Consider the following 19762-nt stretch of genomic DNA (forward strand, 5'->3'; position numbering starts at 1 on the left):
GCCACTGGAGAGTAGTTATGCCTTTCGTCAGCGTCCGCATTACCCGCGACGGCATCACTTCCGAGCAGAAAGCTCAGGTGATTGCCGAAATCACAGAAACACTGGAGCGCGTCCTTAACAAACGCCCTGACCTGACCCATATCGTGATTGAAGAAGTCGACACCGATAACTGGGGTTACGCAGGCATCACCACCACCCAATACCGAAAGCAACTAGTTGAAGCGGAGGTTAAGTCATGACTTCCACCGTCAGCATCGATTTCGTCTCTGACGTGGTCTGTCCTTGGTGCGCACTGGGCGCAACGGCACTGGAGCAAGCGATCAAAAACGTGGCAGGTGAAGTGTCGGTGAAACTGACCTACAAGCCTTTCGAGTTAAACCCGGACATGCCGGCCGAAGGCGAGGACGCGGTCCAGCACATGATACGTAAATACGGACGCAGTGCTGAGGAAGTCACAGCGAGAAACCAGATGGTGATTGCCCGCGGTCAGGCCATTGGATTCCGGTTCGATCTGGAGAAGCGTAGCCACTTCTACAACACCTTCGATGCTCACCGATTGTTGTACTGGGCGTTGCAGGAGGGGCGGCAGATCGAGCTCAAGAAGGTCCTGTTTGCTGCTTATTTCACCGACGGTCAGAACCCAAGCGATCGTCAGACGCTGGTGCGTCTAGCCGCTAACGCGGGGTTGAATTCGGCCCGTGCACTTGAGGTATTGGCGTCAGAAGTGTTTGCCAAGGAGGTGCTTGAGCTTGAAAAGTTTTACCGCCAGCGCGGCATCACTTCGGTTCCGGCCATGATCCTCGACGGTCGTCAGCTGGTGTCCGGCGCGCAATCGATCGAGGACTACGAAAAAATTCTGAGACACATGGCGCAGGCACCCGCCCAAGCCTGATTAGTCCCTTTCAACCCATATATCTAGTAGAGGTCCATCATGGGCAATTCGAAAAAAGTCATTGTTATTACTGGCGCATCTCAAGGTCTCGGCGCGGGTATAGCTAAGGCCTTCCGTGATCTCGATTATCGGGTGGTTGCCACCTCGCGCTCAATCAAACCCTCCACCGACCCTGACATCCTCACCGTGGCGGGCGACATCAGCGACCCGGCTGTTGCTCAACAAGTCATCAGTGAAACGATTGCACGTTTTGGCCGCATCGACACTCTGGTCAATAATGCCGGTATATTCATTGCCAAACCGTTCACCTCTTATAGCGCTGAAGACTACGCCAATGTGCTGGCGGTGAATCTGAACGGCTTCTTCTATATCAGCCAACTCGCGATCACCGAGATGGAGAAACAAGGCAAAGGGCACATCGTCAACATCACCACCAGCTTGGTCGATCATGCCATCGACGGTGTACCGTCGGTCCTGGCTTCGCTGACCAAAGGTGGGCTGAACGCGGCGACCAAATCCCTGGCCATCGAATACGCCAAGCGCGGCATCCGTGTGAACGCGGTCTCCCCAGGCATCATCAAAACACCGATGCACGGCGAAGAAACCCACGACGCACTTGGAAGTTTGCACCCGATCGGACACATGGGCGAGATCAGCGACATTGCGCAGGCGGTAGTGTATCTGGAGAGCGCCAACTTTGTTACGGGTGAAATCCTCCACGTCGATGGCGGTCAGAGCGCGGGGCACTGAAGACTGACCTATTCGCACCGCCGTCGATCAATACCGACGGCGTTTTCCTCAGAGAGCGCACCATGAACACCCACGTTCACAAGATTTTTCTGATCACCGGGGTGAGTTCAGGCTTCGGCCTGGCCTTTTCTCAAGCAGTGCTAGCAGCGGGACATACTGTGGTTGGTACGGTACGGCGTGAGTCCGAGCGTACTGCGTTCGAAGCGCTAGACACCGATCGCGCCAAGGCCGTCGTGCTCGACGTCACCGATTACCAGGCGATAGAGCCGCTGGTGGCTGAGATCCTAGGAAATGTGGGCCGGATAGACGTGTTGGTGAACAACGCGGGTTATGGCCATGAGGGAATTCTTGAGGAGTCACCGCTAACGGAGATGCAACGCCAGTTCGCCACCAACGTGTTCGGCGCGGTGGCAATGATCAAGGCGGTTCTGCCAGGTATGCGTGAGCGGCGCAACGGACATATTGTCAACATCACCTCCATGGCCGGTTTTATCACCTTACCGGGCATCGCCTACTACAGCGGTAGCAAATTCGCCCTTGAAGGCATCAGCGAAGCACTGGCCAAAGAAGTGGAACACTTGGGTATCCATGTGACTGCCATGGCCCCAGGCTCGTTTCGTACCGAATGGGCGGGGCGCTCGATGATCCGTTCAGTTCGCACCTTGAGTGACTACGACTCTGTGTTCGATCCGCTTCGCAAGACGCGTGAAGAGAAAAGTGGCAAACAGACGGGCGATCCGCACAAGGCGGCGCAGGCCTTATTGGCTCTGGTGGCTGCTGAGAAGCCTCCCATTCATCTATTGCTCGGTCAGGATGCGTTGAGACTGGTGCGCGAAAAAATCGCGCGTCTTCAAACGGAAATAGCCGCCTGGGAGCGTCTTTCAGAATCAACTGACTTTGACTGACAATTCGGTGCGGGTGCCTTGTTCGACGATGCGTCCATCGTCCATGACGATGAGCATGTCCATCGCCGCAATCGTGGACAGCCGATGGGCGATGGCGATCAGGGTCTTGCCATTTCATCGAGGCTTTCCTGGATGGCTACTTCGACCTCTGAACCCCACGCACTGGTGGCCTCGTCAAGCAGCAGGATCGGGGCTACTTCATGCAGAACGAGCCCATGGTCCAACAAGCGATTGAGAACCTCTCGTTCTACCCGATGCCAATCGGTTCGGCGGGAGTGTCGATGATTGATGCACGCGACATCGCTGACGTCGCCGTGGCGGAGTTATTGCGACCTGACAGGCTCCAGACCCTCATCGGCCACCCGCTACGCACCTATGAAGACTTCGTGCGCGAGGCCGTTGCCGGGGTTTAAGCGGCTACGGCAAAAAAGGGGGTGGATTAGCCAATTGCCCCCTGGCGCGGCGAACTCCTCAGTAAAGTGTGCTCGCAATGCGCCCTGACAGGGCCTTGTCGTAAGCGTCGCCATCTACTTTCGAGGGGCAGATACGTTTGAATACCTCGCCTGCCGTGGGCAGTGCGCTGCGTTCGATCTGCCGCGTCACATCCCACAGCCCCGCCCTGATCACAGCCCTGCTGCACTGGAAATAAACGCTGGCTACGGTGATCTCCAGCACCGTTCGAGGAAGCTGCCCATTTACCGCGAACCGAGCCAGCAGTGCTGGCTCGACCGATATCCTGGCTGTGCCGTTCACGCGCAAGGTTTCCCCTATGCCAGGCACGAGAAAGAGCAGCGCAACCCGGGGGTCCTCAACGATGTTGCGCAGCGAATCGATGCGGTTGTTGCCGCGGCGGTCGGGTAAATACAGGGTCTTGCTGTCGTGGACATGAACGAACCCGGTCGCGTCGCCCCTCGGTGAGGCATCCAGCCCTCCGGGGCCTGAGGAAGCGAGGATCACAAAGGAGGCAGCCTCTATGAAGGGCTGGTAAACCGGATGGATATGATCGACTTCCTTGAGGATCGAGGGCGCCGCGACGGGGCCGTAAAGGCTTTCCAGCGCTTGTGTGGTCGTGATGTAGGCGCTGCTGTCGTTGTCGCGTTCCATGCTCATCTCCTTTGTAGATGTCTAAAAATCACATTCAGTTGATCGCTTCCTGCTCACCCGTTCCGACCAAGTGAGCAGCGGTAGGTTTGGCCAGGAGCAGGTTTGCTGGATTATTCATCGCTCGGTTATGCCCTGGGTTTAGAGCTTGCAACCGGAACGGCAGCTTTTACCGGCTCTAGATTTAACGCAAACACACTCACCAACACGATAACCGCCCCAACCACCACCATCACTGACGGGCGCTCGGCCAGCACCAAAGAAGCCATCAACATCGCGGTGGGCGGTATCAGGTAAAGCGCCATGGAGGCGCGGCTTACATTGCTATGCGCCAGCACGTAAGCCCATGCGAGGTACGCCAGCGCGCTGGGAAAAATACCCAATATCAGCACCGCCAGATTCACCGAAACAGAAGCGTGTTGTGCGTCAATTAGCAGTCCCGGCGCGAAAATAAATAGCAGGACTGTGCCCGACCAGACGGTGTAGCAAACCATGGTCAATCCATCGTATCGATAGGCATGACGTTTCTGGAGAGAGAAATACAGACTCCAGGACAGCGCCGCCAGCAGGATCAATAGTCCATGGGCGTTCATATCACCCAAGCCACGATCCCCCGCCACGACCACGGCAGCGCCAAACAAGCCGCACACTACGCACCCCCACTGCCAACCACTGACTCTGTCCTTGAAGAAAAAATGTGCGAGTAAAGCGCTGAACAAAGGCGTGGACTGGGCGAGCACACTGGCGGCCCCGGCACTGACGCCACGCTGACCGTAATTGAGCGCAATGTGGTGCAAGCTCACAGCGAAGAAACCCAGCACCGCCAGCAATGGCAGGTCCCTGAGACGCGGCCGGGAAATACCCTTGACCATCGCGACCAGGGCCATGAACACCGAAGCGATGAGAAACCGCATCAGCGCCAAGTGACCCGGATCGTAAGCCTGCAAGCCGATGCGAATGCCAATCGGAGAATAGGCCCAGCAAAAAATCACGAACGTCGTCGCGAGGATAATTCTCGCACCGGGTTTGCTGGAGGAACCGTCGAACGACACACCACGCGTTTCCATTTAGAAGTCCCTGCCCCATTGAGCGTCTGCCGATTTGCCTCGAAGTATCGAAACCACCCCACATCAGCACAAGTGACTTAAACTCAACCCATCATTCACTTTGGGTGAGCTATGGAACTGTCCCAACTGCGCATGCTCAAGACGGTCTGCGACACCGGCAGCATCGCCCGTGCCGCTGAAGTGCTGCACTGCGTGCCGTCCAACATCACCGCACGCCTCAAGTCCCTGGAACGGGAGCTCGGCACACCGTTGTTTTTCCGTGAGGGTCGAGGGCTGCGGGTCAGCCCGGCGGGCGAAGTCTTTGTGGGGTACGCGACAAAAATACTGAACCTGACAGAAGAAGCCCGCCGCGCAATAGCCCCTGACAGCGCGCCGAGCGGCCCGTTGCGCATTGGCGCGATCGAGTCCAGCGCCACGGGGCGTCTGCCCCAGTTGCTGGCTAAATACCACGCGCAGTACCCGCAAGTATCCCTGGAACTGAGCACGGGCACCTGGGCTCAGCTGCTGGACGATGTCCAGCATCACCGGCTCGATGGCGTGATCGTAGCGGTGGACATGGAGCGACCTGGACTCAAACGAGCCGTGATGTACCGCGAAGACCTGGTGCTCATCGCCTCCGAGTCTCACGGCCCACTGCGCAGTGCGGCAGATTTGCGAGGCAAAGCTATCTTCATGTGGCCCACGGGCTGTCCGTACCGCTTGGCGCTGGAGCAATGGCTGCTACGCCATGAGCAAACGCAGCCGATCATCAGCATCTCCAGCTACGGCGCCATCGTCGGCTGCGTCAGTGCAGGTGCAGGTGTCTCGCTGGTGCCCCGTGGGATCTATGAGCAATACCGCCAGGGGGCTGGTTGGACGGGGTATGAATTCCCTGAGCTGGCGGGGATCGATAACCTTTTTTATTGGCATGAAAACACCGGTCGGCATCCTGCCAGGGAGGCGTTTTTGGGGATGCTGCAAACGGAGTTCGAAGGCTAGCTGCACCGCCCTTCCATTGTGGCGAGGGGATTTAGCGAAACGTCGTACCGCACCGCTGGGCGGCGAAGCAGCCCCAAGAATATTGTAGGTGATCGACTGGTAAACCGAGATGTAAGCTTTAGTCGCATGTAAGCCCAAACCGAACGATGACAGGGAGTCTATTTTGGAATTAGCACCACGATTCGCCCTCCATGAAACCACCCATTGGATCGTCAACCACCACTTGGCATCCGCCCTGCCCGGCTACCTCATGCTCGGTTCCAAGGTTCACGTAAACTCATTGGCACAATTGCCGGACGCGGCGCTCGCAGAGCTGGGTGGTCTGATGGCAAACATCCAGCGCACTCTCGAAACACACCTGAACCCAAAATGGCTTTATATCAGCCGATTCGGCCACGATCCCCGCTACCCCATCCACTTCCATTTCATCCCGGTTTACGACTGGGTCGAGGAACTGTTTTGGAAAGATGCGCGGTACAGGCTTCTGGAGACCTTTGGGACACTAGAGAACGCCCAGACGTTGACCGATGGCGCAGAGCTAACGTTATTCATTTGGCGTGAATTCGGCGAAAGCCCTACACCTCCGGCAATCCAAGGGCCTTCGATCAGCCAGGTAATTGAACGGTTGCGGGAGGCGTTCAAGACTCGGCCGACACCAAACCTTCCTCCAGCGCAATGGCCATGATGTCTGTTGCTGATACGTTGACCCAGGTTGAAACATCAACCTCGCCCCGCGACGCAAGCCAGCGTCCGGCCATTTGATAACCCAACGAGTAACCGAGCCATTTGGGCTTGTCGCCGAAACCAAAGAACCACTCGTTGTGATCGTAATACCTTGATTCGAGAGCCTGGAGTCCGACCGGTGAGTTTGAAAGATCAGCCAACGCTATGGCACGTTCCCAAGGCTCCGGATCGCTACCGAGCAAATGCCGAACAAATTGACCGGCAAGCCCTTCGCTGACCAGAGCCTCGCCCAAAGTCCAACCATAGCCAGGACCACCCATGCGCAGGCAATGATGAACCTCATGAATAACATGTCGACGCAACGCGCCGGTGCATAGGCTGGAAAGGAAATTGGGATTATCGGGATCAAGGGTCATGGAAAACATGGAACTGCGATACGCCCGCCCTACCAGACCCATTTCCGGAATGGTTTCGCCCGGTAGCCTCTGAATCAGAACATCGAGCCTCGGCGGGGGCATCAGGCGAGCAACGGCCTCGTACGCGGCATCAAATTCGTCAGTCAACTCGCGGCGAAACTCGGCCAGGCTCCCAGAGGCTTCCAGCCAGTGCAGCGTCCATTTCTCCATAACCCTCTCCTTTAATCACAGTACTGGCTCGATAGATCCATGCCGCTCGCGACAGTAAATTTCCCTAGGGCAGCTGTCCAGTGTCGACAGATTCGATCGCCCCTCTGTCTGTAGGCCCTCTCTGGCAAAAAACTATCGCGATTCCTACAAAGCTCTCGGAACCCGGAGCCTTGTCCGTCGAGCGCGGGGAAACCTATAGTCATTCCGTCGCCCAGAATGGCGATCAGGTTTGGCGACCTGTGAATCGGATCAGCCCTTTAACCTGATCGGAGCAATCCCATGCAAAGATACATCCCCATTACCGGCATCGACTGCACGCCTGCCTCTCTACTCATCGATACTCAAGCCCCGCTGGACGTCTTGCACGCAACCGCTGATTACCGCATCCGTGTGGTGACTCAAGTACTGGAAAACATCGCGTTCCGATCCGAGATCGCCAGCGAAACAGTGGTGCTTTCGGACTTGGCGCAACTTCTGGTAATTCCGTTGCGTGATGGGTGTGATTTGCTGGAAGTGATTGGTCGACGGCTTCAGGCGCAGGTTGAACATTGACAGAGTTTCGGGCGCTTAAAGCGCCCGTTTCTGCTTAGCTGGCCGATGAGTTCTGCACGGACTTCCCCCGTGGCATGCATTCGACCTTACCTGCCATTTACATCGGATTTGACCACCTATGATTGGCAGAGAATGGCCTTTGCTGCCCATCGCACGCCCTCACCGCACTGATGCCTGATAATCACCCAGAAGTACCGCGGCTTACTAAGCCGTTTCGCAAGAGCGAGCTCGCGGCAAATCACTGGACGAAGTTTCCGAGGGTGAAGTTGTAGCGAACTGAGTCGTTTCAGCTAGCCAACCCTCAGCGCGCCTCCCTGTTAGTCTTGCGCAGCAGTTCGTGGGCCATCTCGATGGCCTGCTCGCGTGAGGCGGCGAACAGCAGCGGGTAGCCCCAGACCTTGGCGAACAGGCCGGCGAATGCCTTGAATCCCAGGCGCTTTGCCGCGCTGGGTTCGACCATGATCAGGGCCAGAACCAGGCTGCGCAGTTGCGCCTTGTGCTTCTTCATCCACAGCGTGGTGCGTTTCTTTTCTTCTGGTGAGTGCTCATGGTCATCGCCGGGTGGCGTTTCGCTGAGCAGCACGAAGGGTTCGCCGCGCTGCAGGTTGGCTGCGAACTCGTCGAAGTCCTTCTGGGTATCGTGCCCGGGCTCGTGGGCGAAACTCATCCACACCAGCGGGAATTCAGCGCTATTCATCGGCATGGCGGGTTCCTTTGCGGTTGAGGTGACGCCAGCTGGCGGCGATGGCGAACACTCCGGGCAGGGTGATGAAGAATACCGCCGAGAAGGCGACGTACCAGCCGTCGCGCAGCCCGTCGGTGACTCCGCCCAGGGTATTGAGCACGACCAGCAGGCTGCCGAGGATCAGGACAGCCCACTGGGCCTTGCGGGTTTCGATCAGGGCGAGGAGCACCGTGACGATCCAGGAGCCATAGAAGGTAGGAAACACCCAAAGCATGCCGGGCTCGAAGGTAATCGCCGGGGCGGTGCCCTGTGCTCTCACAAAGTCGTTTACGTAGAAGAACAACTGGAAGGTCACGAAGAGCACTGCGCCAGCAGTAGTCGTCAACCAGAACAAGGTGACCTTGTTCGCATTGTGTATCGCCAATACGTGAACCGGGTTTTGGGTAGGCATGAGCACGTTCTCGATGTTCAAGGCGGTAGGGGCGCGAGTCGCCGGCAGCGATCCGCGTACTGCGGGCAATCAGTAGCGGTAGTCCAGCGTGGCCATCAGGTTGCGCGGGGCGCCATAGGTCACGGTGTCGAAGTCACCCTTCTGCAAGGCGTACTTCTTGTCGAATAGGTTGTTGACGTTGAGGCCCAGGTCGATGTTCTCGCTCAGGGCGTAACGCCCCATCACCGAGGTCAGGGCATAGGCGCTCTGTTCGCCGCCCAGCGTGCTGGTGCCAACGCCCGGCGCCTGGTAAAAGCGGCTCTGCCACTTCACGCCTGTGCCCAGGGTCAGCTTGTTCCACGCGCCAGGCAGCCGGTAGGTGGTGAAGAACTGGGCCGTGGTGCGCGGTAGCTGGGAGTTCAGGCGCTCGCCGTCGCCATCCTCGGCGGTGAAGTGGGCGATACCGGCGTAGATGTTCCAGCCAGTGGCCAGCTCGCCCTGCAGGTCGAACTCGATGCCGCGAGACTTGGTGCCGTCGGCGCCGGTATAGGCGTTGGCTCCGCCTGGGGTGAACGCGCCGGGGACCAGTTGCGCGGCGTTGTCCAGCTTGGTCTCGAACACCGCCACGGCAGCATTCAGGCGCCCGTCCAGATAGGCGGCCTTGAGGCCGACTTCCTTGGTCTTGCCCTTGGACGGCGTGAGCACGTTGCCGGTCGTGTCGCGGAAGTCGGTTTGCGGGTTGAAGATGCCCGTGTAGCTGACGTAAGCCGAGTAGGTACTGTCGATGTCGTAGACCAGTCCGACGTACGGGGTGAATTCGCTGTTTTTCTTGTAGTGCAGCGTGCTGCCGTTGGCGTCGTCGTCGACCTCGTAATAGTTCAGGCGCCCGCCGACGATGAGCTTCAGCGGATCGGCCAGGGAGAAGCGGGCCGCACTATAGATGCCGCTCTGCTTGACCTCGGTGCGGGTCGGGATATGCGGTATGGCATCAAAGTTGGGCCGTGGCGTGCCTGGGCTCAGGCTATGGATGTTGATCGGCGTAAAGCCTGCGAAGAACGGCGCTACATCGTCCTGACTGGCCTTGCGGCGTGAACTTGTCGCGCCGACCACCAGGTCGTGCTGGCGACCGAGCATTTCGAAGGGGCCGCTGGCCATCACGTCAAAGGTGTTCTGGCGACTGCGCCCCTCGGACGCCACTGCGAACGGGAAGGCGCCCAGCCCCGTGACGGGGTCAGGCCGGCCACCCAGGGAGACCAGTTCGGATTCGCTTTCGGTGCGGTACTGGTTGAACACGCCCTTGAGCGTCCAGCCGTTGTCGAAGCGGTGCTCGACTTCGGCAAAGGCGGTCTTGAGGGTGTTGTCGAAATGGCTCCAGTCCTGCCCATAGCTCTTGGAGCGGGAATAATCGATCTGCGAACCGTCGCTGTACCACAGCGGCAAGCCGCCCCAGGTGGCGCCCTTCGGCGTAATGTCCTGGTAGTCATAGCCCAGGCTCACCGTGGTATCGGCGGTCAGGTCGGCCTCGACGATGCCGTAGAACGCCTTGCGCTCGGGCTTGTAGCCGTCCAGGTAGGAGTTGCCGTCCTGATAGGTGCCTACCAGGCGCGCGCGGATGCGGCCGTCCTCGGTCAGCGGTGTGGAGACGTCGCCCATGCCGCGGTGGGTATCCCAGCTCCCGGCGCCGAGGGAGGCGGATGCGGCGAATTCAGGTGTCGGCCGTTTGCGCACCAGGTTGATGGAGGCTGAAGGGTTTCCGGTGCCGGTCAGCAGGGCCGAGCCGCCACGCACCACCTCGACACGGTCATAGAAGGCGGTGTCCAGGGCGCTGATGCCGCTGCCGTTGACGGCGTTGCCGATCACGGTGGGGATGCCGTCGTACTGCACGTTGTTAATCAGCAACCCCCGCGAATAGAAGCTGGTGCGCTCGCTGTCGGCCTGGCGCGCGGTGACACCGTTGGTGTTCTCCAGCACGCTCTGCACCGTGTTGAGTTGCTGGTCGTCCATGCGCTGGCGCGTGATCACGGTCACCGCCTGGGGCGTTTCCTTCAGCGTCATCGGCAGGCGCGTCGCCGCTGCCGTCTCGCCGGTGGTGTAGGAGCCGGTTCCCTCGGTGGTCGCGTTGTCCATTTGGCCTGTCACGCGGATTGCCGGCAGGGCCACTTCCTTCTGGGCTGAGTCTGCTGCCTTATTTTGCGGCTGCGCCGTCTCGGCGGCAAATGCGCCCGGCGCACTGAGCACAAGCGCTGCCGCAATCGCCGAGCCCAGCGCGCTGCAGGGCGCGTTTTTGAGGTGCCCGGCGAGCGGCGGGCAGACGACTGAATCGGCGCACAGAGCAAGAGACGAGCGAAACTTCCCTGTAATGGATGAAGTTTTCATTTAAGCAATACTCATTTGCATTTAGATGGCGCATTTAACAACAAAGGCAATGCGCCATGATGGTGAAATCAGGCCAGATTGTTATTCGATTCGGCCAATAATGATCACACCCTCCCGCTGGCCGTTTTGAGTAATAGTCATGGTTGATTACGGAATATGGTCGACTTGCCAGGCAGACTGACGAGGGGCAAACGGCCGGCGTGACATGCGGCGATGTCGCCGTTATGCGCGGTCGTCTTCATGGGCGAGCGACGTTGCAGGGTGTGTGGGGGGTGCTGAAGTCCGCGGCTTTTTAATAAAGCAGCGCAGGCTTGCGTCAGGACAGGCGGATTGGATCAGAGGGCGATCGGATCGGGGAGCATGATTCCGGGCGCAGCTGCCGTCACCGCGCTGCCGGTGCGATCCGAAAGGTAGCGAGCCGGCGGCTTGCCCACCGCCTTGCGAAACATCGTGACGAAGCCGCTGGCGTTTTCGTAGCCCAGTTCCAGCGCCACCGTTTGCACGCTGTCACCCTTGGTCAGCCTTTGCAGCGCCAGGATCACGTGCAGCTGCCGACGCCAGCGCCCGAAGCTCATGCCAATTTCCTGCAGCAGCAGGCGGCTCATGCTGCGCTCGCTCATACCTATGCGCGTCGCCCAGGCGGTCTTCGACGTCTTGTCAGCCGGCGTCGCCAGGATCATTTCCGCGAGGCGACGCAAGCGTGGGTCACGCGGCATGGGCAGGTGCAGGTCCTCCACCGGCGCCGCCACCAGCTCGTCGAGCAACACCGCCAGCAACCGTTCCTCCCGTCCGCCTGGGGCGTACAGCTCGGGAACGGCGGTCGCCTTGAGCAGCAACTCGCGCAGCAGCGGCGATACCGAAATTGTGCAGCAGGTGGTCGGCAGATCCGGCGCGGCATCCTGCTCGACGAACAGGCAATAGCACTCCACTTCACCGGAACCCCAGGCCGAGTGGGGCAAGTCGCCGGGGATCCACAAGGCGCACTGTGGCGGCACGATCCAGACGCCTTCTTCGATTTCGCAGTTGAGGATGCCGCGAACCGAGTAGATCAACTGCGCCTTGCGGTGCTGATGCGTGGCATTTTCCCAGTCCTTGGCGACCAATGTGGCACTCAGAGCCACAACCGGCCGCGAGACGCTGTCGACGTCCATGGTGGAGGTCAGATCGGTAACGGCGATGCTCGACATGAGGTGTAGAGACTCGGATAGAAAAGGAGGCCTTGGCCTAGCTGGAAAGTATCACGAGCCGCTAGTGTAATGACATCCGGCCTTCCCTCCACGTCAGCAGATGTGGATTTCGTGCACATGCGCGATTTCCAGTCCGGTTTTGAGTACCTGTCGCACTCGAAAACGTTTTTACACAGCCTCGGCCGAAAACAGACGAAAGCCCACCCCATCCCCCGATCTACTCCACAACCCCATTAAAAACAACAGTCCCATCCCCCTCCTTCTTAACCGTCAACCTATTCCCCTCCACCACAACCTCAACCAACTCAGAACACCCAGCCACCTCCCGCTTCCCATCAACACGCTCGACCTTGGCATCAAAACTAAAAACATAAGTAGACGCCGGGCAAGCATTCCCACCCTCCCCCGTGGAAACAACCACCACATACCGGCTCGGCCCAAACGTATAAGCCTTTTCAATCGCCACATACCCGGTGTACTCAGCCTCCTCGACAATTGCCTCCATGACATTCACCACCCCAGCGCGCGTTTGATAATTCAGCGCGGTCCCCGTCCCTTGGGTCTGGGTCGTGAAAGGCCCGGCACGCTCGGCGGTGACGGGCAAGGTTTCATAGGCAACACCGGGGGGCGCTGGGGGCGCTGGGGGCGCGATTTGAGTCGTGACGGTGGGTTTTGCAACGAGGTTTTGTTGGGGTTCAGGAAGATCGCATAGGCCGTTTTTGCAAATGAAATCCCCTTGGCAATCGATATCTTCCGAGCACTGGTTGGTTTCTTCGAAGGTGCTCTGGTTGGCTTTGGCGTAGCCGACGACGGCCAGTGCAAGGAGGGTGCAGACGAACAGACGCTTCATCGGTGAAGTCCTTTTCTTGGATGGTGATCAGATGATAACTGCAAACCTTCCGGGTTTGTCTCTGGTCACTTTCGATTTTGCAGTGTCGGGTGGTCCAACTTTGCTTTGAATACTAGCCTTGCAAACGTGCGCACAAGGAAGTCGAGAAAACCATGACTAACCGCGATCAACTCCATCGAGATGGTTACGCTCTGCTCCGTCAAGCGATCCCAACCGAATGGCTGGAAGACCTGCGTGCCGCGTTCGATGCTGGTGTTAGGCCGTCGGACCAATGGCCCGTGCCGCGTGGCATGGACTGGCGTCATTCGCTGTTGGACGATGATGCGAAGGTTCAGGCTGTGTGTCGTCTGCCCCAGGTGCTGGCGGTCGCGGGGGAGTTGATCGAGGAGCGGTTCTTTCTGTCGCAGGTGGAGGGGCGCGAGCCTCTTGCCGGTGGCGGCCATCAACCGCTGCACCGCGACTTGTCGGCCCAACGGCCAGGCGACATTGCCATGGCCCTGGCTTTTTTTGACGACTATGGCCCTGAGAACGGTGCGACGCGTATCGTGCCTGGCAGCCATCGGCCCGAGCCGGGAGCGCCGCCATTCGATTTCACCAACGAATCACGCTCCGTACAGCTTTCAGGTTGCGCCGGTGACATCCTGGTGTTCGATGTGGACTTGGTGCATGCGGGCAGCCTGAACTCGGTGGGTTCGCACCGTCGTTCGATTTTGATCAGTTATTTTTCGGAGCAGTTGTACGCTTCACACTTGGAAACCGTGGGCCTGCGTAATGTTCGTATGGCCACGAGTGAGCGGTTCGAGCCTTTGGATTTTGGCTTCGGTCTACGCTCGCCTAGGTAAAGATGCAATCATTTGCGCATGACACACCGCCAGAATTTCATCGGCCAGCGCCGAGTCGTCAGGACAGGCGCGCGATAGCATGATCGCGCCGACCGCGTGCGCCAGCAGGTCGATCATTTTCCCCCTCGCCTCACCCGGCGCCGCATCCGGCCCGGTCGGGTATTTTTCGCCGAGTGTTTGCAACATGCGCTCGATGCCTTCAGCGAATGCCGCCTTCAAATCGTCCGACTGACGTGCCGCGTCACCGCACAACGCTGCCATGGTGCAACCCGTGGCGCGCCCGTCGCGATGGTCCCGTGACACATACACATCAATGAAGTCCTTCACGCTCAATGCGTCGACGCCGATCAGTGACTGCTCAAGACTCTTCGCCGAGGCTTCGGCCATCAGGTCAGCCTTCGAACCGAAATGTTTGTAGAAACCACCATGGGTGAAGCCGGCGGCGGCCATCAGGTCGGCCACGCCGACCCCGTCAAAACCGCGCTCGCGAAATACGACTGAGGCTGTTTCGACGATGTGCTCCCGATTTGCCTGGGCCTGGGCTTTGGTCACGCGCATGTTTCGATACCTCGTTACCGCTGGAAATTCATCGACTGATCATACATTGATGTTGATCATAATCAAAACCGTTGACAGTTTAGATTTCGATCATCATCATAATTTCCAACGATCTGACCAGCTACCAACGGACACGGAACAACCTCCCATGAGCGACCTGAATCTGTTTACCGCCTATACCCTTGGCCCAAGCACTGGCTGATCGAGCCTGACTTTTTCTCGTGCATCAATCCCAATCCATGTTTCTCACAAAGAGCTGACATCATGACTACTCGCCCTACCGTTCTCATCACTGGCGCTTCCACCGGCATTGGCGCGGTTTACGCTGAGCGTTTCGCCCAACGCGGACATGATCTGGTGTTGGTCGCCCGCGATCACTCGCGCCTGGAAACGCTCGCCGCGAAGTTGCGTGGCGAGCACAACGTCGCCGTTGAAGTGCTGCAGGCCGACCTGACTCAACTCAGTGACCTGCACAGCGTCGAAGCGCGCCTGCGGGATGATGCGCGCATCGGCATCCTCGTCAACAATGCCGGCGCCGCACAGTCCGGCACCTTCATCGAGCAAAGCACCGACAGCGTTGCACAACTGGTGGCCCTCAACACCACCGCACTGGTGCGGCTCACCAGCGCCATCGCGCCGCGCTTGGCCAAAGCAGGTGAAGGCGCGATCATCAACATCGGCTCGGTGGTGGGTCTGGCGCCTGAGTTCGGCATGACGGTCTACGGTGCGACCAAGGCGTTCGTGCTGTTCCTGTCCCAAGGCTTGAGCCTGGAACTGTCGCCTCAGGGTGTCTATGTGCAAGCCGTACTGCCCGCAGCCACCCGCACGGAGATTTGGGATCGCGCCGGTATCGACATCAACACTTTGAGCGAAATCATGGAAGTGGGTGATCTGGTCGATGCCGCACTGGTGGGCTTCGACCGTCGCGAACCGGTGACCATTCCTCCGCTGCATGAAGGCGAGCGCTGGGATGCCCTGCAAACCGCGCGTCAGGGTCTTTTGTCGCAGATCAGGCAGTCCGCTGTGGCGCAGCGCTATTTGACTCAAGACTGACCCATGCCGACAGGTCGGCCTCGCCCCACTCTCATTCCCCCGACAAGAGCAGCTGCAACATGAAGGCATTTTTTATCGACCGCTACGGCAAGCAGAACGGAATGATTGGCGAAGTGCCCGACCCTGTGGTCGGTGTGCATGACGTTCTGGTTCAGGTGCATGCAACCAGCGTGAACCCGTTGGACTCGAAGATCAGAACGGGGGAATTCAAACTGATCCTGCCCTATACATTTCCATTGGTATTGGGCAATGACCTGGCCGGAGTGGTTGTTAGCACGGGTTCGGCGGTGAAGCGATTCAAGCCAGGCGACGAAGTCTATGCACGTCCTCCAGAGGCACGGATCGGGACGTTTGCTGAACTGCTCGCCGTGAACGAAAACGCGCTCGCGCTGAAACCCTCCAATCTCGACATGGCCGAAGCGGCTGCCATCCCCTTGGCGGGTTTGACGGCCTGGCAGGCGCTGGTTGAGACCGCCCAGCTGAAAAAAGGCCAGAAGGTGTTGATTCATGCTGGATCAGGCGGAGTCGGCACGTTTGCTATCCAGCTCGCCAAACACCTTGGCGCCTTCGTTGCGACCACCACCAGTACGGCGAATGTTCAATGGGTGAAAGCACTCGGGGCGGATGTGGTCATCGATTACAAACAGCAGGATTTTGCAAAGGAGTTGCGCGATTTCGACGTGGTGTTGAACAGCCTCGGCGCCGATGTACTGGAGAAATCGATCAAGGTGCTCAAGCCTGGTGGACAGCTCATTTCCCTTTCAGGGCCGCCGACCGTGCAATTTGCCCAAGAGCAAGGCCTGTCCTGGGGGCTGGGGCAAGTCATGCGCCTGCTGAGCAGCGGTATTCGCAGAAAAGCCCGCAGACATGGGGTGAGCTATGCGTTTTTGTTCATGCGAGCCAACGGGATACAACTGCAGAAAATCACCTCGCTTATCGAGGCTGGGGTCATCAAACCGGTCATCGATCGCTCCTTCCCTTTTGCATCGACCGCAGAGGCGTTGCGCTACGTCGAGCAGGGCAGATCAAAAGGCAAAGTCACCATAACAATCAAATAAGCGCGCGACAAAAGATGTCAGTAGATGATGTGCATACCGCCAAGTACCCGACTGCGGCGCCTGAACCAGAGGAGCCGCCAGCGCACGACAAGCCCATAGACGAGCAGTTGCCACCGGAACCCGCACGGGTAGAAAAGCCGATCATCTTTTGGCGTGGTTTGATGCTTGAGCAGTAACGGCTTGACGCCGCAGGCAGGCGTTAGGCCAATCACGAGACCGAAGCCAAGAACATTTAGCCGTCTTCAGCCCCCCTGCCGCAGGACTTGCAGCATCTGTCCAACCACAAAGGTTTCGACCGCACCTTCACCAGCCCCCCTCTCAAAAGCGGCGCAACAAACCGATGCATCGCCGTCGCAGATGCGGTAAACGGCAATGACACTGCCAGGCCCGCAGCCTGTGTGTCCGCAGAGGGAAAATCCTCCGTCAATCGAACCCTGCATCACACCCAGGCCATAGCCAGGCGTGATCCATGGGCGGCCGGGAATCGGGCCGCCCAATGCTCGTGCTGCCTGCATTTCCTGAAGCAAGTCCTTGGAGAAAAGAACGGCAGAGAGGAGTCGGTCCAGCAATAGCGCCGCTTGCGAAATCGGGCCGATCAGCAAGCCATGATAGACCCAGGCAGGGTCATAATTTGAAGCGATGCCAAGAGGGGTCGCTTGTAGGTCTGCTCGCGTTTTAGCGAAGCGAACGTTCGACAGGCCCAGAGGCGTTAGCGCGCGTTGACTCACTGCTTCATCGAGCGTCAGATCTGTCAGCCGTTCAATAAGCCGGCCGATGAGCAGGTAGCCCACATTCGAGTAGCGCCAAGTGGTGCCGGGGGTGTATCGAAGTCGAGTGCCGTCAAGTCGTTGCATCATTTCATCGGCCGCCCAGGCTGACTCACTGTTCGTAATGGCGGCGTGATACTCCGCAAGTTCGCCATAATCGGCGAGTCCTGCCTCATGCCGTAGCAGCTGGCGTAGCGTGAAAGGCTGATCAGCAAGGGGGTCGTCCAATCCAATCAGCCCATCACGCACCAACGATAGAGCCGTCGCAGCCAGGACAGTTTTCGTAAAACTCCACCAGGGGACCATCAGCTCTGATGGGGCAGGCGTTCGTGGTTGACCATTTGATATGAGCGAACTGAGCATTGGCTTCCCTGGAATGTTGGGCGGATCGACAAGATATTTCAGTGGCCAGCCCGGAAAGTGATCGCTCCGGACTGTTCCCCTAATGCCTACTCCACCGCCTCAGCCACGCCCTGATCCTCCCCCAGAAATCCGCCACTCTGGTGATGCCACAACCGCGCATAGGTGCCGTTTTTCCCGAGCAATTCGGTGTGGGTGCCTTGTTCGATGATGCGTCCATCATCCATGACGATCAGCCTGTCCATCGCCGCAATCGTGGACAATCGATGGGCAATGGCGATCACGGTCTTGCCCTGCATCATTTCATCGAGGCTTTCCTGGATGGCGACTTCGACCTCTGAATCCAGGGCGCTGGTGGCCTCGTCAAGCAGCAGGATCGGGGCATTTTTGAGCATTACCCGGGCAATGGCGACGCGTTGACGCTGGCCGCCCGAAAGCTTGATACCCCGCTCGCCCACCAGGGTGTCGTAGCCGCTGTGGCCCTGCTTGTCGCTCAGTTGGCTGATGAACCCATCGGCTTGGGCACTGGCCGCGGCGCTGCGGATTTGCTCGTCGGTGGCATCGGGGCGTCCATAGGCGATGTTGTCGCGAATGGAGCGGTGCAGCAGCGAAGTGTCCTGAGTCACCATGCCGATGGCGCTGCGCAGACTGTCCTGGGTGACGTGCGCGATGTTCTGCCCGTCGATACGAATCTCACCCTTGTCCACGTCGTAAAAGCGCAGCAGCAGGTTGATCAGCGTGGATTTACCGGCACCGGAGCGGCCCACCAGCCCGATCTTTTCGCCCGGGCGAATGCTCAGACTCAGGCCATCGAGCACCTGGCGTTCGCCGTTGTAATTGAAGCTCACATTGTCGAAAGTCACCGCGCCGCCCGTGGTGACCAGCTCCCTGGCGTCCGGGGCATCCTGCACCTTGGGGCCGCGGGCCAGGGTCGCCATGCCATCCTGCACGGTGCCGATGCTCTCGAACAGCGAGGTCATTTGCCACATGATCCAGTGCGACATGCCATTGATGCGCAACGCCATGGCAATAATCGCCGCCACCGCACCCGCGCCCACTTGACCTTGGTGCCATAGCCATAGGGCATAACCGCCTGCCCCCATGATCAACCCGACCACCAATGCCTGATTGACGATCTCGAACTGGCTGACCAGGCGCATCTGGCGAAAGCCGGTCTGCTTGAAATCCTCCATGGCAGCGCGCGCGAAGTGGGCTTCACGTTTGGAATGGGAGAACAGCTTTACCGTGGTGATGTTGGTGTAGGCGTCAGAGATACGCCCGGTCATTGATGACCGCGCATGGGCCTGCTCCTGCCCTACTTTCTCAAGGCGGGGCACGAAGTAGCGCATGGCAAGACCGAACAACGCCACCCAGACAATGAACGGCAGCATCAGCTTCAAGTCGAAACCGCCGGCCAGCGCGATGATCGCGATGAAGTACACCCCGATCCCCGGAGCGATCTCGATAATGGTGAATAACACCTCGCGCACCGACAGCGCCGTCTGCATCACCTTGGTGGTGACCCGGCCGGAAAACTCATCGGAGAAGAACGAAAGACTTTGTCGCAGCATCAGCCGGTGAAAATCCCAGCGTAGCCGCAACGGCAGGTTGATCGCCAATATCTGGTGCTGCACCATCGTGCGCAACGCTACCAGCCCAATGCTGGTCACCAGCACCACACCGATGCCCCACAGCACTCGACTTTCCTGTCGGGCCGCATCGCCGCCTGCCTGCCAGATCGACAGCATGTCCACGACCTGCCCGAGAAAAGAAAACAGCCAGGCTTCGTAAATCGACACAGCGGCACTGAGCAGCGCGAGCGCGAGAATGTAACCGCGAGCGCCCCGCGTGCAGGCCCACAGGAACCGCGCCAGACCTTCAGGTGGCGGAGGTGCCTCGTCGGGCGGAAAAGGGTCGAGCCGTTGTTCAAATGCGTGAAGCATGGTGATCTCCAAAACCATCTGGTAAAGAGATTCTGGCATTTAAAGGTTGCTTTGAGGGGTTTGGGTGGAGGAAAGGTTGTTCGCCCGGCACAACGAGG

At 58.8% G+C, this 19762-nt stretch carries 21 protein-coding genes and 2 pseudogenes; 11 read left to right on the plus strand and 12 right to left on the minus strand.

Going from position 1 to position 19762, the window contains the following annotated elements; genetic code table 11:
- Positions 1-17 precede the first annotated feature (17 nt).
- From PSEUDOMOFG3G_RS16100 to PSEUDOMOFG3G_RS16115, 4 genes are all read left to right on the plus strand, one after another.
- Positions 18-239, plus strand: a complete 222-nt coding sequence (locus PSEUDOMOFG3G_RS16100; RefSeq protein WP_139050602.1) for a 4-oxalocrotonate tautomerase family protein — start codon at positions 18-20, stop codon at positions 237-239.
- Entirely contained in the window at positions 236-892 is a 657-nt protein-coding gene (locus PSEUDOMOFG3G_RS16105) for a DsbA family oxidoreductase (RefSeq protein ID WP_139050603.1), read from the plus strand. Before PSEUDOMOFG3G_RS16100 ends, PSEUDOMOFG3G_RS16105 begins: the two co-directional genes overlap by 4 nt.
- 39 nt (positions 893-931) lie before the next feature.
- Positions 932-1642: an SDR family NAD(P)-dependent oxidoreductase gene (locus tag PSEUDOMOFG3G_RS16110; protein WP_139050604.1), complete on the plus strand. Its 711-nt coding sequence runs from the start codon at positions 932-934 to the stop codon at positions 1640-1642.
- 62 nt (positions 1643-1704) lie between these two features.
- The gene (locus tag PSEUDOMOFG3G_RS16115; RefSeq protein ID WP_139050605.1) at positions 1705-2547 is read left to right on the plus strand and encodes an oxidoreductase; all 843 of its coding nucleotides are present in this window, start codon (positions 1705-1707) and stop codon (positions 2545-2547) included.
- On the opposite strand, the pseudogene PSEUDOMOFG3G_RS16120 reads toward PSEUDOMOFG3G_RS16115, so the two are convergent.
- A pseudogene (locus PSEUDOMOFG3G_RS16120) lies at positions 2530-2756 on the minus strand (multidrug ABC transporter ATP-binding protein); the annotation flags it as partial. The gene PSEUDOMOFG3G_RS16115 and the pseudogene PSEUDOMOFG3G_RS16120 overlap by 18 nt on opposite strands.
- Between PSEUDOMOFG3G_RS16120 and PSEUDOMOFG3G_RS16125 the strand changes: the two are divergent.
- A pseudogene (locus PSEUDOMOFG3G_RS16125) lies at positions 2742-2960 on the plus strand (NmrA/HSCARG family protein); the annotation flags it as partial. The pseudogenes PSEUDOMOFG3G_RS16120 and PSEUDOMOFG3G_RS16125 overlap by 15 nt on opposite strands.
- 58 nt (positions 2961-3018) lie before the next feature.
- Here PSEUDOMOFG3G_RS16125 and PSEUDOMOFG3G_RS16130 read toward each other — a convergent pair.
- Both PSEUDOMOFG3G_RS16130 and PSEUDOMOFG3G_RS16135 read right to left on the minus strand, forming a co-directional pair.
- Complete coding sequence (locus PSEUDOMOFG3G_RS16130; protein ID WP_139050606.1) at positions 3019-3651, minus strand: pyridoxamine 5'-phosphate oxidase family protein; 633 nt, start codon at positions 3649-3651, stop codon at positions 3019-3021.
- A 125-nt stretch (positions 3652-3776) separates the two neighbouring features.
- Positions 3777-4715 (minus strand): DMT family transporter, encoded by a 939-nt coding sequence (locus PSEUDOMOFG3G_RS16135; protein WP_139050607.1) that lies wholly within the window; start codon positions 4713-4715, stop codon positions 3777-3779.
- A 111-nt stretch (positions 4716-4826) separates the two neighbouring features.
- Between PSEUDOMOFG3G_RS16135 and PSEUDOMOFG3G_RS16140 the strand changes: the two genes are divergently transcribed.
- The gene (locus tag PSEUDOMOFG3G_RS16140) at positions 4827-5693 is read left to right on the plus strand and encodes a LysR substrate-binding domain-containing protein (RefSeq protein ID WP_139050608.1); all 867 of its coding nucleotides are present in this window, start codon (positions 4827-4829) and stop codon (positions 5691-5693) included.
- A 163-nt stretch (positions 5694-5856) separates the two neighbouring features.
- Entirely contained in the window at positions 5857-6378 is a 522-nt protein-coding gene (locus PSEUDOMOFG3G_RS16145; protein ID WP_139050609.1) for an HIT family protein, read from the plus strand.
- Here the strand turns inward: PSEUDOMOFG3G_RS16145 and PSEUDOMOFG3G_RS16150 are convergent.
- Positions 6332-7003: a DUF2268 domain-containing putative Zn-dependent protease gene (locus PSEUDOMOFG3G_RS16150; RefSeq protein ID WP_139050610.1), complete on the minus strand. Its 672-nt coding sequence runs from the start codon at positions 7001-7003 to the stop codon at positions 6332-6334. The two genes, PSEUDOMOFG3G_RS16145 and PSEUDOMOFG3G_RS16150, sit on opposite strands and share 47 nt — an antisense overlap.
- A 279-nt stretch (positions 7004-7282) precedes the next feature.
- On the opposite strand from PSEUDOMOFG3G_RS16150, the gene PSEUDOMOFG3G_RS16155 reads away from it, so the two are divergent.
- Positions 7283-7555, plus strand: a complete 273-nt coding sequence (locus PSEUDOMOFG3G_RS16155) for a hypothetical protein (protein WP_139050611.1) — start codon at positions 7283-7285, stop codon at positions 7553-7555.
- A gap of 301 nt (positions 7556-7856) precedes the next feature.
- Here the strand turns inward: PSEUDOMOFG3G_RS16155 and PSEUDOMOFG3G_RS16160 are convergent, their stop codons facing one another.
- From PSEUDOMOFG3G_RS16160 to PSEUDOMOFG3G_RS16180, 5 genes are all read right to left on the minus strand, one after another.
- A complete protein-coding gene (locus PSEUDOMOFG3G_RS16160) occupies positions 7857-8258 on the minus strand; it encodes a hypothetical protein (RefSeq protein WP_076385360.1) in 402 nt (133 codons plus the stop codon).
- A complete protein-coding gene (locus tag PSEUDOMOFG3G_RS16165; RefSeq protein WP_139050612.1) occupies positions 8245-8691 on the minus strand; it encodes a hypothetical protein in 447 nt (148 codons plus the stop codon). Before PSEUDOMOFG3G_RS16165 ends, PSEUDOMOFG3G_RS16160 begins: the two co-directional genes overlap by 14 nt.
- 69 nt (positions 8692-8760) lie before the next feature.
- Positions 8761-10797 (minus strand): TonB-dependent siderophore receptor, encoded by a 2037-nt coding sequence (locus PSEUDOMOFG3G_RS16170; RefSeq protein WP_257229574.1) that lies wholly within the window; start codon positions 10795-10797, stop codon positions 8761-8763.
- 584 nt (positions 10798-11381) lie between these two features.
- A complete protein-coding gene (locus tag PSEUDOMOFG3G_RS16175; protein ID WP_028941359.1) occupies positions 11382-12233 on the minus strand; it encodes a helix-turn-helix domain-containing protein in 852 nt (283 codons plus the stop codon).
- A 217-nt stretch (positions 12234-12450) separates the two neighbouring features.
- A complete protein-coding gene (locus PSEUDOMOFG3G_RS16180; protein ID WP_139050614.1) occupies positions 12451-13083 on the minus strand; it encodes a hypothetical protein in 633 nt (210 codons plus the stop codon).
- Positions 13084-13235: 152 nt separating this feature from the next.
- Here PSEUDOMOFG3G_RS16180 and PSEUDOMOFG3G_RS16185 point away from each other — a divergent pair, with 152 nt between their 5' ends.
- Positions 13236-13925, plus strand: a complete 690-nt coding sequence (locus PSEUDOMOFG3G_RS16185) for a phytanoyl-CoA dioxygenase family protein (protein WP_139050615.1) — start codon at positions 13236-13238, stop codon at positions 13923-13925.
- Here PSEUDOMOFG3G_RS16185 and PSEUDOMOFG3G_RS16190 read toward each other — a convergent pair.
- Complete coding sequence (locus tag PSEUDOMOFG3G_RS16190) at positions 13908-14483, minus strand: TetR/AcrR family transcriptional regulator (RefSeq protein WP_107322767.1); 576 nt, start codon at positions 14481-14483, stop codon at positions 13908-13910. The genes PSEUDOMOFG3G_RS16185 and PSEUDOMOFG3G_RS16190 overlap by 18 nt on opposite strands.
- Positions 14484-14747: 264 nt before the next feature.
- On the opposite strand from PSEUDOMOFG3G_RS16190, the gene PSEUDOMOFG3G_RS16195 reads away from it, so the two are divergent.
- Together PSEUDOMOFG3G_RS16195 and PSEUDOMOFG3G_RS16200 are read left to right on the plus strand one after the other, a co-directional pair.
- Entirely contained in the window at positions 14748-15536 is a 789-nt protein-coding gene (locus tag PSEUDOMOFG3G_RS16195; RefSeq protein ID WP_139050616.1) for an SDR family oxidoreductase, read from the plus strand.
- 59 nt (positions 15537-15595) lie between these two features.
- On the plus strand, positions 15596-16594 hold the full coding sequence (locus PSEUDOMOFG3G_RS16200; protein WP_139050617.1) for an NADP-dependent oxidoreductase: 999 nt from the start codon (positions 15596-15598) through the stop codon (positions 16592-16594).
- Between the two features lie 242 nt (positions 16595-16836).
- Here PSEUDOMOFG3G_RS16200 and PSEUDOMOFG3G_RS16205 read toward each other — a convergent pair whose 3' ends face one another.
- Positions 16837-17724, minus strand: coding sequence for a serine hydrolase (locus PSEUDOMOFG3G_RS16205; protein WP_139050618.1), 888 nt, complete (start codon positions 17722-17724; stop codon positions 16837-16839).
- 86 nt (positions 17725-17810) lie between these two features.
- A complete protein-coding gene (locus PSEUDOMOFG3G_RS16210) occupies positions 17811-19664 on the minus strand; it encodes an ABC transporter ATP-binding protein (protein WP_139050619.1) in 1854 nt (617 codons plus the stop codon).
- Positions 19665-19762: the final 98 nt, after the last annotated feature.

Source organism: Pseudomonas sp. FG-3G (assembly GCF_901007645.1).
Taxonomy (GTDB): Bacteria; Pseudomonadota; Gammaproteobacteria; order Pseudomonadales; family Pseudomonadaceae; genus Aquipseudomonas; species Aquipseudomonas rhizophila.

What these genes read in the sequence shown, in the direction of transcription:
- PSEUDOMOFG3G_RS16130 (WP_139050606.1), bottom strand. Translation starts at nt 3,651, where the DNA reads ATGGAACGCGACAACGACAGCAGCGCCTACATCACGACCACACAAGCG.
- PSEUDOMOFG3G_RS16185 (WP_139050615.1), top strand. Translation starts at nt 13,236, where the DNA reads ATGACTAACCGCGATCAACTCCATCGAGATGGTTACGCTCTGCTCCGT.
- PSEUDOMOFG3G_RS16175 (WP_028941359.1), bottom strand. Translation starts at nt 12,233, where the DNA reads ATGTCGAGCATCGCCGTTACCGATCTGACCTCCACCATGGACGTCGAC.
- PSEUDOMOFG3G_RS16180 (WP_139050614.1), bottom strand. Translation starts at nt 13,083, where the DNA reads ATGAAGCGTCTGTTCGTCTGCACCCTCCTTGCACTGGCCGTCGTCGGC.
- PSEUDOMOFG3G_RS16140 (WP_139050608.1), top strand. Translation starts at nt 4,827, where the DNA reads ATGGAACTGTCCCAACTGCGCATGCTCAAGACGGTCTGCGACACCGGC.
- PSEUDOMOFG3G_RS16155 (WP_139050611.1), top strand. Translation starts at nt 7,283, where the DNA reads ATGCAAAGATACATCCCCATTACCGGCATCGACTGCACGCCTGCCTCT.
- PSEUDOMOFG3G_RS16100 (WP_139050602.1), top strand. Translation starts at nt 18, where the DNA reads ATGCCTTTCGTCAGCGTCCGCATTACCCGCGACGGCATCACTTCCGAG.
- PSEUDOMOFG3G_RS16165 (WP_139050612.1), bottom strand. Translation starts at nt 8,691, where the DNA reads ATGCCTACCCAAAACCCGGTTCACGTATTGGCGATACACAATGCGAAC.
- PSEUDOMOFG3G_RS16210 (WP_139050619.1), bottom strand. Translation starts at nt 19,664, where the DNA reads ATGCTTCACGCATTTGAACAACGGCTCGACCCTTTTCCGCCCGACGAG.
- PSEUDOMOFG3G_RS16150 (WP_139050610.1), bottom strand. Translation starts at nt 7,003, where the DNA reads ATGGAGAAATGGACGCTGCACTGGCTGGAAGCCTCTGGGAGCCTGGCC.
- PSEUDOMOFG3G_RS16170 (WP_257229574.1), bottom strand. Translation starts at nt 10,797, where the DNA reads ATGGACAACGCGACCACCGAGGGAACCGGCTCCTACACCACCGGCGAG.
- PSEUDOMOFG3G_RS16135 (WP_139050607.1), bottom strand. Translation starts at nt 4,715, where the DNA reads ATGGAAACGCGTGGTGTGTCGTTCGACGGTTCCTCCAGCAAACCCGGT.
- PSEUDOMOFG3G_RS16115 (WP_139050605.1), top strand. Translation starts at nt 1,705, where the DNA reads ATGAACACCCACGTTCACAAGATTTTTCTGATCACCGGGGTGAGTTCA.
- PSEUDOMOFG3G_RS16195 (WP_139050616.1), top strand. Translation starts at nt 14,748, where the DNA reads ATGACTACTCGCCCTACCGTTCTCATCACTGGCGCTTCCACCGGCATT.
- PSEUDOMOFG3G_RS16160 (WP_076385360.1), bottom strand. Translation starts at nt 8,258, where the DNA reads ATGCCGATGAATAGCGCTGAATTCCCGCTGGTGTGGATGAGTTTCGCC.
- PSEUDOMOFG3G_RS16105 (WP_139050603.1), top strand. Translation starts at nt 236, where the DNA reads ATGACTTCCACCGTCAGCATCGATTTCGTCTCTGACGTGGTCTGTCCT.
- PSEUDOMOFG3G_RS16200 (WP_139050617.1), top strand. Translation starts at nt 15,596, where the DNA reads ATGAAGGCATTTTTTATCGACCGCTACGGCAAGCAGAACGGAATGATT.
- PSEUDOMOFG3G_RS16110 (WP_139050604.1), top strand. Translation starts at nt 932, where the DNA reads ATGGGCAATTCGAAAAAAGTCATTGTTATTACTGGCGCATCTCAAGGT.
- PSEUDOMOFG3G_RS16190 (WP_107322767.1), bottom strand. Translation starts at nt 14,483, where the DNA reads ATGCGCGTGACCAAAGCCCAGGCCCAGGCAAATCGGGAGCACATCGTC.
- PSEUDOMOFG3G_RS16205 (WP_139050618.1), bottom strand. Translation starts at nt 17,724, where the DNA reads ATGCTCAGTTCGCTCATATCAAATGGTCAACCACGAACGCCTGCCCCA.